At 55.9% G+C, this 11,915-nt stretch carries 11 protein-coding genes; 8 read left to right on the plus strand and 3 right to left on the minus strand.

Translation table 11 applies throughout. From position 1 onward, the window contains the following. Positions 1-36: 36 nt before the first annotated feature. Positions 37-1,128 (plus strand): redox-regulated ATPase YchF, encoded by a 1,092-nt coding sequence (gene ychF, locus HFD95_RS02595; RefSeq protein WP_010245885.1) that lies wholly within the window; start codon positions 37-39, stop codon positions 1,126-1,128. Between the two features lie 196 nt (positions 1,129-1,324). Here the strand turns inward: ychF and HFD95_RS02600 are convergent, their stop codons facing one another. The 3 genes from HFD95_RS02600 to HFD95_RS02610 form a co-directional block, all read right to left on the minus strand. Next, positions 1,325-1,966 (minus strand): response regulator transcription factor, encoded by a 642-nt coding sequence (locus HFD95_RS02600; protein ID WP_010245888.1) that lies wholly within the window; start codon positions 1,964-1,966, stop codon positions 1,325-1,327. Further along, on the minus strand, positions 1,963-3,498 hold the full coding sequence (locus HFD95_RS02605) for a PAS domain S-box protein (protein WP_308116932.1): 1,536 nt from the start codon (positions 3,496-3,498) through the stop codon (positions 1,963-1,965). Before HFD95_RS02605 ends, HFD95_RS02600 begins: the two co-directional genes overlap by 4 nt. 66 nt (positions 3,499-3,564) lie before the next feature. Then, positions 3,565-4,110 (minus strand): RNA polymerase sigma factor, encoded by a 546-nt coding sequence (locus HFD95_RS02610; protein ID WP_010245893.1) that lies wholly within the window; start codon positions 4,108-4,110, stop codon positions 3,565-3,567. A gap of 275 nt (positions 4,111-4,385) precedes the next feature. Between HFD95_RS02610 and sctW the strand changes: the two genes are divergently transcribed. The 7 genes from sctW to HFD95_RS02645 are packed head-to-tail and all read left to right on the plus strand — an operon-like array spanning position 4,386 to position 11,910. After that, positions 4,386-5,528 carry a type III secretion system gatekeeper subunit SctW gene (gene sctW / locus HFD95_RS02615; protein ID WP_010245896.1) on the plus strand — a complete coding sequence of 381 codons (1,143 nt, stop codon included), beginning with the start codon at positions 4,386-4,388 and terminating at the stop codon, positions 5,526-5,528. A 10-nt stretch (positions 5,529-5,538) separates the two neighbouring features. Then, positions 5,539-7,662 (plus strand): type III secretion system export apparatus subunit SctV, encoded by a 2,124-nt coding sequence (sctV, locus tag HFD95_RS02620; RefSeq protein WP_033771569.1) that lies wholly within the window; start codon positions 5,539-5,541, stop codon positions 7,660-7,662. Between the two features lie 2 nt (positions 7,663-7,664). Next, entirely contained in the window at positions 7,665-8,531 is an 867-nt protein-coding gene (locus HFD95_RS02625) for an FHA domain-containing protein (protein WP_159226355.1), read from the plus strand. Beyond that, positions 8,531-9,889 (plus strand): type III secretion system ATPase SctN, encoded by a 1,359-nt coding sequence (sctN, locus tag HFD95_RS02630; RefSeq protein ID WP_111533721.1) that lies wholly within the window; start codon positions 8,531-8,533, stop codon positions 9,887-9,889. The genes HFD95_RS02625 and sctN overlap by 1 nt, the downstream gene beginning before the upstream one ends. Further along, positions 9,867-10,331 carry a hypothetical protein gene (locus tag HFD95_RS02635; protein WP_167429785.1) on the plus strand — a complete coding sequence of 155 codons (465 nt, stop codon included), beginning with the start codon at positions 9,867-9,869 and terminating at the stop codon, positions 10,329-10,331. The genes sctN and HFD95_RS02635 overlap by 23 nt, the downstream gene beginning before the upstream one ends. Further along, positions 10,328-10,870, plus strand: a complete 543-nt coding sequence (locus tag HFD95_RS02640) for a type III secretion system HrpP C-terminal domain-containing protein (RefSeq protein ID WP_167429786.1) — start codon at positions 10,328-10,330, stop codon at positions 10,868-10,870. The genes HFD95_RS02635 and HFD95_RS02640 overlap by 4 nt, the downstream gene beginning before the upstream one ends. Next, complete coding sequence (locus HFD95_RS02645) at positions 10,867-11,910, plus strand: FliM/FliN family flagellar motor switch protein (protein WP_167429787.1); 1,044 nt, start codon at positions 10,867-10,869, stop codon at positions 11,908-11,910. The genes HFD95_RS02640 and HFD95_RS02645 overlap by 4 nt, the downstream gene beginning before the upstream one ends. Positions 11,911-11,915: the final 5 nt, after the last annotated feature.

Raw genomic sequence — 11,915 nt, forward strand, 5'->3', positions numbered from 1 at the left:
GCGCACTGTCCATCCAGTTATAAAGGGTATCAAACCATGGGATTCAAATGCGGTATCGTGGGCCTGCCGAACGTCGGTAAATCCACTCTGTTTAACGCGCTGACTAAAGCGGGCATCGAAGCGGCTAACTTCCCCTTCTGCACCATTGAGCCAAACACGGGCGTGGTGCCGATGCCTGACCTGCGTCTCGACCAGCTTTCTGAGATTGTTAAGCCGCAGCGCGTGGTGCCGACTACCATGGAATTCGTCGATATCGCCGGTCTGGTAAAAGGCGCGTCAAAAGGTGAAGGTCTGGGCAACCAGTTCCTGACCAACATCCGCGAAACCGAAGCGATTGGTCACGTAGTGCGCTGCTTTGAAAACGACAACATCATCCACGTGGCGGGCAAAGTTAACCCGGCTGAAGATATTGACGTGATCAACACTGAGCTGGCGCTGTCCGATCTTGAAACCTGTGAACGTGCGATTCAGCGTGTGCAGAAGAAAGCCAAAGGCGGCGACAAAGATGCCAAAGCCGAGCTGGCTGCGCTGGAGAAGTGCCTGCCGCATCTTTCTGAAGCGGGCATGCTGCGTTCACTGAATCTGGATGAGGACGACAAAGCGGCAATCCGCTATCTGAGCTTCCTGACCCTGAAACCCACCATGTACATTGCTAACGTCAATGAAGATGGTTTCGAGAACAACCCGTACCTGGATCAGGTGCGCGCTATCGCCGAAGCGGAAGGTTCAGTCGTGGTGCCAGTGTGCGCCGCCGTTGAGTCGGATATCGCCGAGCTGGAAGATGAAGACCGTGACGAATTCATGGCAGAGCTGGGACTGGAAGAGCCAGGCCTGAACCGCGTTATCCGCGCCGGTTACTCCCTGCTGAACCTGCAGACCTACTTCACCGCTGGCGTGAAAGAAGTGCGTGCATGGACTATCCCGGTTGGCGCGACAGCTCCGCAGGCCGCCGGTAAAATCCACACTGACTTCGAGAAAGGCTTTATCCGCGCCCAGACCATCGCGTTTGAAGATTTCATCGCTTATAAAGGCGAGCAAGGTGCTAAAGAAGCCGGCAAGATGCGTTCAGAAGGTAAAGAGTACATCGTGAAAGATGGCGATGTGATGAACTTCCTGTTCAACGTCTGATTAAATATTGTTGTCTCATGGGGTTCCATCAAAACCATGAAGTCTGACAGACTCCCTAAAATCCACGCCATGGCGTGGATTTTTCATTATGCGGTCGGGGGTAAAATTCAGGCGGACACGTCCTTCCCATTAGCCGTGCTGCAAAACACTTTCAGATCGACCCCGCCCGAGGCTTATCAGGCGGAGCCTCACGACATTATTGCACCAGGTTATGCTGCAGGGAATATTTCACAATATGGGCATTATTGGTAAATTTCATTCGCTTCATCATGCGTGATTTATAGGTGCTGACGGTTTTATTACTGATGGAGAGCGCATCGGCTATCGCATTAATCGACTCCCCGTGGGCCAGCATGATCATGATTTGCCGTTCGCGCATCGTCAGGCTCTCATGAGGCGCACGATTATTGCTCTGGTAGTCGGAGAAGATAATCTCCTGTGCCAGATCGTGATCGATATAGCGTGATCCCTGCGCCACGGTGCGAATCGCTTTGAGTAAAACATCCGGCGACTTGTCTTTGGTGATATAGCCCAGCGCACCATTATTTAACACCCGCCGGGTAATTTGCGGTTCGTTGTACATACTCAATACCAGAATGCGCAGCCGGGGATAGAGAGGCATCAGGCGGGTAATCAGATCTTCTCCGCTCATGCCAGGCATCGAAATATCGAGCAGCAGCAGATCGACTTCGTGCTGACGCAGGCGCTCCAGCACCTGGCCGCTATCCGATGCTTCGCATACCACGTCGATATTGTCATCAAGAGCAAAAATTTGCTTCAGGCCCTCGCGCATAATGGCATGATCGTCGGCAATCATCAGACGTATGCATTTACTCATCGGTTAATACTCCCGGTTTTCGGACAGGATGCGACTGATTTAGCGCTTACAGAGAGGGGGAATTTCAGTTTAACCCGGGTCCCTTTACCAGGTGTACTATCGATGGTCGCTTCTCCATTTAGCATGCGTCCTCGCTCCCTGATGCCGTGCAGCCCACACGTCCCTTTCTTCACTCGATTCAGATGAAACCCTTTACCGTTATCGACAACTTCGATGAGCAGCGCATCCGGCGTGAGTTTGACGAAGATATAAACATTGCTGGCTCTGGCATGGCGGACGACATTGGTGAGAGACTCCTGTACCACGCGAAACGCCGCCGTCAGCGTCGCTTCATCCAGCACCACGGTATGTTCATCAGGTGCCAGTAAAATGCAGCGGATTCCATTGTTTTTTATAAACTGATCGCGCAACCATTCCAGCGCCGGAATTAAACCAAGATTGAGAACGTTAGGCCGCAGGCGGGTCGAGACATCCCGTACCACCTGAATCGTGCTGTCCAGATGCACCATCAGCTGCTGAATTTTTGCCTGCTGCGCATCGACAGGCTGATCTTTACGCATCGCCAGCAGCGACAACCCTGTACGCAGAGCGGTTAAATGCTGGCCCAGCTCGTCATGAATATCACGCGCCAGCTGTTTTTTTTCCGCTTCCCGCGCCCGCTCGAGATTATGAGTTAACTGCCGCAACTCCTCTTCGGTCTTGCGGATTGCAGTGATATCGCGCCCAACCGCCAGCACGCTAACCAGCCCGCCCTGTAAATCATATTCCGGCACGCAGCGCACATGCAGGGTGCGTTTATCACCCTGATGCTTTACCACCAGCTCATCTTCGGCCACTTTCTCATCAACCATCGTGCGTGAGACCAGCTTAAACAGGCTCAGTCCAATCCCCCCGCGCTGCACGCTTTCAGTCAGCGGCACCCGACTGATATCGTTTTCGCTAAGAGTAAACCAGCTGCGGACCGCCAGGTTGGCATAGAGGCAGCGGGTCTGCAAATCAAACCGTAAAATGAGGTCGGGAGAATTTTCCACTACCTGATGCAGCTGTTTTTCCCGAAGTTGCTGCTGCTCTTTTTGCCGGCGAATTTCATGCATATCGCGCACAATGCATAAGATATGCAGCTCACCATCCTGGTGATATCCGCTACAACTCACTTCTACGGGAAAAACGTTATGCCGGCCGGTATGATGTGAAGTGAATTGTATCCCTTCAGGGCGGGTACTGAGTTTCCACCATAGGGCAAAAACATCATTGTCGCGCAGTTCTTTATCAATGATGTCAAAGCTGAGCTGCGAAAATGCCTCGCGGGAATATCCCGTCAACTGGCAGGCCTTTTCATTGACATATTTGATATGCAGCTGGCTATCTATCAAATATATCGCATCATGAATTTTGTTTAAGGCAATATTTGATAAACCGGTGATAGTAGTTTTGTCATTGTCATTCTGGTCAGATACACCCTGTAAAAGCATTATTCCCTCCACGGATTTATCAAGCCGCAGAGAATAACGTTCCGACGGCATGATAGTCATAACCCGCTAAATATTAACGAGCTGATAAGCTTAGCAGTTAAATTGCCATTTTTCGCAGGCCCATATTCAGGCGTAAATTCTCCCCTTTAATGTTTCCCGCGCGCGTGAGAGCCGAGAGCGCACGGTGCCTACCGGGATTTCTAGCTGCTGAGCGATATCCTGATAGCTGCCCTCCTCCTCCACAAGGATAGACAGCATCACCCTCACGTCTTTCGGTAAAATTTCGAGGGATGCCAGCGTATGACTCAGTAATTGCCTGTTTTCCGTCAGATCGCTGGGATCATTATCCAGCAGCAGATCGGCGATAACTTCATCATTAAGATTATCAAACAGATAGTGGATCTGTTTTGATTTGTAGTAGTTGCGAATCAAATTAACTGCGATGCCAAATACCCACGTTTCCGGACGGGATGCGCCGCGAAACTTATGGCGATTACACAACACTTCCAGACAGGTCATTTGCAGGATGTCATCAGCATCTTCATGGCTGGCAATACGTTTTCGAATGAAATTTAACAGCTTCTTATTATGCGTAACGAAGATCTCATCCCAGTTTACGTTAATTGCTAAGGGTGACTCTGCGACAGCGGATACGAGCGTTGAATTAATCATTTTCTTATCTCTCTCATTAGTAGCAATTGATTTCGTTACATAGCAAGAGATATGCCATCTGCTGCTCAACAAATAAGCTGCTGTTTATGAAAACAATTAATTCTCCATACAGAATTATCTGAGACAGTTTTTACCCTTCCTTATCGATGAATAATGCAAAAAATTGCACTGATTTCCGGATGAAATTATTTCCACTTTTTTTTACCGCTTTTTTCGGAACCGGTAAGCGTTATTTGACACAGAAAGAGAGTAATAACCATTGAGGATGGCTGGCGATGCTCAAAATACAACATGCGATACCGGCGCTGGCGCACTCGCTAAAAGCTCTGCATAAAAACACGCCACAGACAGCAGGTAAAAACGACGTGCCGGATAATGTCCGCGCGCGGGAAACGTCACTGAATGACGCGATGGAAGAAATGGGCGCCGCGTTCAGTGAAAAGATGGAACGCAGGCAAAAGGCGCAGGACCGCCGTAATGCGTCACGGAACCAGCAGCGTGGCAAGCATGCGCTCAGCAAAGTCGGAGAGCTGAATGCACTATTTTCCCTACTCGACGGCGGCGATGAACAACAAACGCTGGAGCAGATGGCGTGGCTGCGTGCCGCCCTGCGCCAGAATCCGCCGCCGGATAGCGACACACTTCTGGAAAAGACCGGCGGCGATCCGGCGCGCACCGCCCTGCTACTGCGTGTGATCGGCGAACAGGCACAGGATAAAGGCGACGGGGAACTGGCCGGGCTGGCCGGGGCCCAGCTGGATAAGCTACAGCAGACCCACGGCCAGACCATTCGTGCAGGCAACAACACGGCGTCAGCCATCGCCGGGTATACCCGCGATCCGCAGCGTAAACAGTCGTTGCGCAACCTCTATTACGACGGCATCGTCCACCAGCAGTCCGCAACCAGGATGCTGGATATGCTGCTGGAGCTGATCGGCTCGCGTAATCTGATCCCGACGCTGCGTACTCTGCAGCGCGCGCTGGCGGATGATATCGCCGCACTTGCCCCCTCAATCAGCGTTATTACCCTCGGACGTATCCACCGCGGACTGCGCGATGCTGCCGGGATAAGCCAGACGCTGAGCGACAGCACTGCCTTTTTGCAGCGTATGCGCAGCAAACTGCCCAGTGTTGCCATGAACAGCCTGACTCTGGCACGCCGGATGTTGCAAATCAGCCATAACGGCGCTTATCAGAGTGATTTTACCGGGCTGGCAGACGAGATTGTCGGCCAGAACAGGCAACATCTGCCGCTCTTTTTTAGTTCGCTTTTTCCGCTCCTGCACGGCGTGCCAGCCTCGCTGTGGCCCGCTCAGGAAAATCGTGACAACGCGTTAAAACTGCTGCGCGGCATGATTACGGACGTCACTAAAACTGAGCAGCAACAGCAACGCCGCAACCGGAACGCTGCGTCGTGAGGCAACAAAGATGAATACCCTGTTTCAGATATTGAATCGAATCGCGATCAGCGCCATGCAACGCTCCGAAGTGGTCGGTGCGGCTTTTGCCATGGCGCTGGTGTTTATGCTTATTATTCCCTTACCGCTGCCATTAATTGATGCGCTGATAGCGGTGAATATCTGCCTGTCATCTCTGCTGGTCGTGCTGGCCATGTATCTGCCTAAGCCGCTGGCGTTCTCAACCTTTCCCGCCGTGCTGCTGCTCACCACCATGTTCCGCCTGGCACTCTCTATCTCCACCACCCGCCAGATCTTAATTCAGCAGGATGCGGGCCATGTGGTGGCGGCTTTCGGTAACTTTGTGGTGGGCGGCAACCTTGCGGTAGGGATGGTGATGTTCCTGATCCTGACTGTGGTGAACTTCCTGGTCATTACCAAAGGTTCCGAAAGGGTAGCCGAAGTGGCTGCGCGTTTTACCCTTGATGCAATGCCAGGTAAGCAGATGTCCATCGACAGCGATCTGCGCGCCGGACTGATTGATGGGGTACAGGCCAGAAACCGGCGTAATGAACTGGCAAAAGAGAGTCAGTTATTCGGGGCGATGGATGGCGCGATGAAGTTTGTTAAAGGTGACGCTATCGCCGGGCTGGTGATTGTCGTGATTAACCTGATTGGCGGCATCAGTATTGGCGTGCTGCAGCTGGGCATGCCTGCTGGCGAAGCGATGCATATCTACTCGATTCTGACCATCGGTGACGGACTGATTGCACAGATCCCTGCGCTGCTGATCTCGCTGACCGCCGGGATGCTGATTACCCGCGTCTCGTCCGACAATGAGCAGACGGCTGACAATAATATCGGCCGCGAGATTGCCGAGCAGTTAACCAGCCAGCCGAAAGCCTGGCTGCTCTCCTCAATGGGGATGGTGGGCTTTGCCCTGCTGCCAGGTATGCCAACGGCAATTTTTTTGCTGCTGGCCGCGCTGACGATGATTAGCGGCGGTTTTCAGATCTGGCGTGTCAGAAAGACCCTGAGCCTTGCGCAGCCGCAAATGGAAAATGAGGTCATTCCCCCTGAGCTGAACGGCAAGGAGGATTTACGTCAGTTCAACCCAACACGACCTTATCTGATCAATTTCTCGTCCTCATGGCGCGGCCATCCGGAGATGCTGGAGCTGGTGCAGGATATTCGCCGCCTGCGTAACCGTATCGTTTACCACTTCGGCTTTACCCTGCCAGCGTTCGATATCGAGTTTCTCGACCAGCAGACGGAAGATGAGTTTCGCTTCTCGGTTTATGAAATCCCGAAAGTAAAAGGGACATTTAACGTGTCGCATCGGGCGGTGAAACGCCGCTGGCTGGACGAGATCGCGTCAACCGACAGGGAAAGCGTGGCAGAGGGCGACGAGCAGCGTCAGGAAGGCGATCTTATCTGGCTGGCGGCGGATCATCCGCTGCTGCAAAACGAAGAGGTCGAGCGCTGGACGGCGCGCGAAATCCTGGTAAAGCGCATGGAGAACGCTATTCACGCCAGCAGCCCGCATTTTATTGGTCTGCAGGAAACCCGCGCGCTGGTGAGCTGGCTGGAATCAGAGCAGCCGGAGCTGTCGCAGGAGTTACAGCGCGTGATGCCCCTCTCACGTTTCTCCAGCGTCCTGCAAAAACTGGTTTCAGAACGCATTCCGCTGCGATCGGTTCGGGCAATTGCCGAAGCGCTGATCGAGCATGGGCAGCATGAGCGCGACATCTGGCTGCTGACCGACCAGGTGCGCATCTCGTTAAAAAATCATCTCTGTTACCAGTATGCCCGTCCGGACGGCCTGCATGTCTGGCTGCTGACACCGGAACTGGAAGAACAGTTGCGTGACTCGCTTCGTCAGACGCAAAACGATCTGTTCTTTGCGCTAACCCATGAGCAGATCAGCGCCATTCTCCCGCTCATCGCCAACGCATTCCCGGTTGACACCCCGGAAAGCGCGGTGCTGCTGGTCGCCCAGGATTTGCGCAGCCCGATGCGCGGGCTTATTCAGGAAGAGTTCCACTATGTGCCGGTGCTCTCGTTTGCAGAGCTGCAACCCAATCTCGCAGTAAATGTGCTGGGCCGTATAGAGCTCGATCCGGCCGCTTACTCACTTACCACGTGGGAGAGTTAACCATGTTCGAACTGCGCGTGCTGTCTGGCCTGCATTTAGGCGCCGCGTTACCCCTCTTCGGTGATAAATGGCTGATTGGCCACGCCGATGAGGCCGATCTGATGCTTAGCGATGCTCGCGTTGCTGCCCGCCAGTGCGAGCTGCGCCGGGAAGAGACCCGGTGGCTGGCACAACCGCACGGCGGGGAAGCCTATGCCATTAATAGTGAAGAACCTTTTCAGGTCGCTGACGTCTGGCTCTGCGTCGCGCGTATCGACACGCCGTGGGCCGCCTGTATGCCGCCTGCCACCCCTTCTATGCCAGAAGAAACTGCTGAAGCACCGAATGAGGCCATACCCCCGGTCGCTGCACGTAAAGGGATATTCACCCGCAGCATCCGCACGCTGGTCTGGAGCCTGATGTTGCTGCTCACTCTGACAGTAATGAGCTGGGTTTTGCAGCCCACCGTAGCCCAGACTCAGGTCACCTCCTCCCGGCCACTGAGTACTCCCGCAGAATTGCAGGCTCCGTTACAGAAAATGTTGCGCGAACGCGATCTGGCGAGCCTCGTGAAAGTTGACATGCATAATCAGCGACTGCGTCTTACAGGCCGCCTCAGTAAGCCACAGATGCAAATCTATAAACGAATGCTGGAGCGCTTTAACGCAACGTACACCAGCGATATCCCGCTGGATAACCAGGTCAGGCTGCTGAAGGTCAGACTGCCGTTTCGCATTGTGCAAATCACCACCGGTAGCCGCGCCAATATTGTCACTGATGATGGGCAGCGTCTGTTTATCGGCGATGAAGTAGACAACCTGCGGCTGGTGGCGATTACCAGTACCCAGATCGAGTTTAACGGGCGCGATAACATTAAGGTGAGCTGGTAATGACGATGACACTGGAGCAGTGGTATCAGCAGCAGCGGCGGCGGCTGACCTGCTTTTCGCCGGTCGAAAGCTTTGGTCGCATTACCGGGATCAGCGGGATATTGCTTGAAAGTAGCCTGCCCGAGGCGCGGATTGGCGATCTCTGCCAGATCGCCCGGGATGACGGGCAAAGCGTGCTGGCAGAGGTGGTCGGCTTTAACCCGCAGCACACGCTGCTCTCCGCCCTTGGCCAGCTCGACGGCATAGCCCGGGGCGCGCGCGTGGTTCCGCTGCGCCTGCCACACAGTATTGTGGTGTCCGACGCCCTGCTCGGCAGCGTACTTGACGGCTTTGGCCGTCCACTGGATGCAGGCCAGCCTGGCGCGTTCGCCCTGCCCGGTACGGTGGATGATGCGGTAGGCGTACTGGGCGATGCCCCGGCACCCACCGATCGTCCGCGCATCGATACGCCGCTGCCGACCGGCATTCGCGCCATTGATGGCCCGCTGACCCTGGGCGTGGGACAGCGGGTGGGGATCTTCGCCGGCGCGGGCTGCGGGAAAACCACCCTGCTGGCGGAGATTGCCCGTAATACGCCCTGCGATGTCATTGTCTTTGGTTTGATTGGCGAGCGTGGGCGCGAATTGCGCGAGTTTCTTGACCACGAACTGGATGAGGCGCTGCGCAGCCGTACGGTGCTCGTCTGCGCCACCTCCGATCGCAGCAGTATGGAACGCGCCAGGGCCGCTTTTACTGCCACTGCCATCGCCGAAGCCTGGCGCGATAAGGGTAAGAACGTGCTGTTAATCCTCGACTCCCTGACCCGCTTTGCCCGTGCCCAGCGTGAAATCGGCCTCGCGCTGGGCGAGCCACCGGGTCGCGGCGGGCTGCCGCCTTCGGTTTATACCTTATTGCCCACCCTGCTGGAGCGCGCAGGACAGACCTCACGGGGGGCCATCACCGCCCTCTATTCCGTGCTGATTGAAGCCGATTCAATGAACGATCCGGTCGCGGACGAAGTGAGATCCCTGATTGATGGCCACATTGTGCTGACCCGTCGTCTGGCGGAGCGCGGTCACTACCCGGCAATTGATGTACTGGCAAGCCTGAGCCGAACCATGAGCAACGTTGCGACTCGCGAGCATAGCCGCGACGCCACGCAGCTGCGCCGCATGATGTCCGCCTGGCAGCAGGTAGAAATGTTAATCCGCCTGGGAGAATACCAGCCGGGACATGATGCCATGACCGATGCGGCAGTATCGGCTCAGGAGGCGATAAATGGCTATCTGCAACAGGCGATGCACGCGCCCTGCGGATATGACGACACACTGCATTACTTAGCGGAGGTAAGCCAGCATGCGCCGTCATCCGCTACCTGATCACGACATCACGACTGATGAGGGCAGCGCTGAATTGCAGCAGGCCTTCTCTCTGCTGCTGCCAATTCGCCGCCAGCGCTTACGCCGCTGCGAACGGTTGCAACGGCAAGCGGAGCAGGCGCTGTGCGAAACGCAACGTCAGTCAGCCGAGGCGGAACACCAGCTTGAAGCCGCACAACAGCATTATCAGCAACTGCGCGATAGCTTTGCCGGACACCACCAGTCGGGACTGCAAAAACAGGAGCGTCTGGTCGGAGGATTGGCCCGGGAGCGCCAGGCCAGCGACGCGGTGAGTGGGCAGCGTAATCAGTTGCAACAGTGCCGCGCACAGCAGGTTATGCAACAACAACAGGTGCAGCACACACAGCAGCAAACACAGGCGCGTCTGCACGATGTGGAAAAACTGGAATATCTGATGGCGCACAGCGAGGCATTACGATGACAGCCTTACCCCACCCCCCGCAAAATAATCCAGCGCCGCCTGCACGGCCGGAGGTGCAGCGCCGTTCGCCGCAGACCGGACCTTCAGACGTCGCGACATCCGAGCGTAAATCCCGCACCGAGCCGTTTCGCGAAGAGGGTTCGCTGTTCGACGCGCTGTTGCTCATCCCCAGCGAACTGCCGCAACCGCTTATCATACCCTGGGAAGGCTCCCCCTCTTTTGGGTCACAGTTATCCCATGAGCATGTGGCTCCCGCTTCTCCGGCCAGGGCCTGGCAACAACTACTGGAGCCCCCCCTGTGCGCCATGGCAGAAAAGCAGCCTGCTGGCCCGATATCGATGACGCTACTGCTGCCCCTTTTAGGCGAAGTGGATGCCCGCCTGAGTCCTTTTGCCGCGGGCTGGGATATCAGCCTGCGTTTTGCGCCACCTGCCATGACGATGATGGCCGCCCATCAGGAACGCTGCCGGGAGTCGCTGCGCCGCCGGATGGCCTGCGCTGTGCGCCTGCGTTTTGAGCAGCGCGGAGGCCGGGAATGAAACCCTTATCCCTGCGCACTCTGCCGCGCGAAGAAGCCAGCCTGCGCCAGCGTATCGGCCACGGCCTTGGCTATCCTTTTACCCTTGCAGGCGAAGCGGGTGAGCTTCAGCTGCGGCTCGCCCCCCCCGGCGAGCGGCCACCGACGCAGAGCTTCTCATGCAAGGCGGGAGGGTTATCTCTGGCGGAGAGCGAAGCGCTGCTGAGTCTGTTTTCCACTTGCCCGCTGCTGCCAGAACCCGGGGCGTGCGCTGACTGGTACTGGCCGCTCTTTAACCAGCATCTCAGCCCGGCATTGCGCGCGCTATTTGGCGACCTGACGCCGCAGGACGCGCTCTGCGCACCGGTTGAGGGGATGTGGCTTGCGATTAGCTTCACGATCGGTGAGGCGCAGGCGCAAAGTCAGTTATATCTTGCGCCCGCCACATTGGCGGCGTTGTTAAACCAGCCTGGCTGGGCTCCGCTCCCTGCACCGCTTTGCAGCGCCCTGCCGTTATCGCTGCCGATAGAACTGGGTGCGGTGTCGTTTGCTCCCTCGCAGTTACGCACACTTCGCCCCGGTGATGTGATTTTCCCTGCTACCTCGTATTTTTTCCCGACCGGTCGCGGCGAGCTTCGCCTTGCGCAATTGCACCTAAAGGGCGAATTGCTGTTCGGGGAGGGGCATCCTGCCCGTTTTCTTATTACCCGTCTGGAGAATAGTTACATGAATGTGACCCCCGAAGATAATCTGCCTGCCGATACACCTCAAGCGAATGAAGGCCTGACTGAAACAACGGCGCCTGTGGCATCACCTTTTGATGCGCTGCCGCTGGCCCTGACCGTGCGCTGCGGCCATCTCAGACTTACCCTGGGTGAGTTAAATCGTCTGGATGTCGGCTCGACGGTCACGGTAGAAAACGTCGTGCCCGGTGAAGCACTGCTATGTCACGGCGAGTTTCCGCTGGCGAAAGGCGAACTGGTCAATGTCGAAGGACGTCTGGGGTTGCAGATTACTCACATGCTGCCGGGCGTGGCGAGCGTCGGGGATGTGAACAGGTGATTCCG

This window comes from Pantoea sp. EKM10T (genome assembly GCF_011800685.1).
GTDB lineage: Bacteria > Pseudomonadota > Gammaproteobacteria > Enterobacterales > Enterobacteriaceae > Pantoea > Pantoea agglomerans.

Bases quoted from the DNA above. Each gene is read 5' to 3' on its own strand.
- HFD95_RS02610 (WP_010245893.1), bottom strand. From the start codon at position 4,110: ATGATTAATTCAACGCTCGTATCCGCTGTCGCAGAGTCACCCTTAGCA.
- HFD95_RS02640 (WP_167429786.1), top strand. From the start codon at position 10,328: ATGACAGCCTTACCCCACCCCCCGCAAAATAATCCAGCGCCGCCTGCA.
- sctW (WP_010245896.1), top strand. From the start codon at position 4,386: ATGCTCAAAATACAACATGCGATACCGGCGCTGGCGCACTCGCTAAAA.
- sctV (WP_033771569.1), top strand. From the start codon at position 5,539: ATGAATACCCTGTTTCAGATATTGAATCGAATCGCGATCAGCGCCATG.
- HFD95_RS02635 (WP_167429785.1), top strand. From the start codon at position 9,867: ATGCGCCGTCATCCGCTACCTGATCACGACATCACGACTGATGAGGGC.
- HFD95_RS02645 (WP_167429787.1), top strand. From the start codon at position 10,867: ATGAAACCCTTATCCCTGCGCACTCTGCCGCGCGAAGAAGCCAGCCTG.
- HFD95_RS02605 (WP_308116932.1), bottom strand. From the start codon at position 3,498: ATGACTATCATGCCGTCGGAACGTTATTCTCTGCGGCTTGATAAATCC.
- HFD95_RS02625 (WP_159226355.1), top strand. From the start codon at position 7,665: ATGTTCGAACTGCGCGTGCTGTCTGGCCTGCATTTAGGCGCCGCGTTA.
- sctN (WP_111533721.1), top strand. From the start codon at position 8,531: ATGACGATGACACTGGAGCAGTGGTATCAGCAGCAGCGGCGGCGGCTG.
- HFD95_RS02600 (WP_010245888.1), bottom strand. From the start codon at position 1,966: ATGAGTAAATGCATACGTCTGATGATTGCCGACGATCATGCCATTATG.
- ychF (WP_010245885.1), top strand. From the start codon at position 37: ATGGGATTCAAATGCGGTATCGTGGGCCTGCCGAACGTCGGTAAATCC.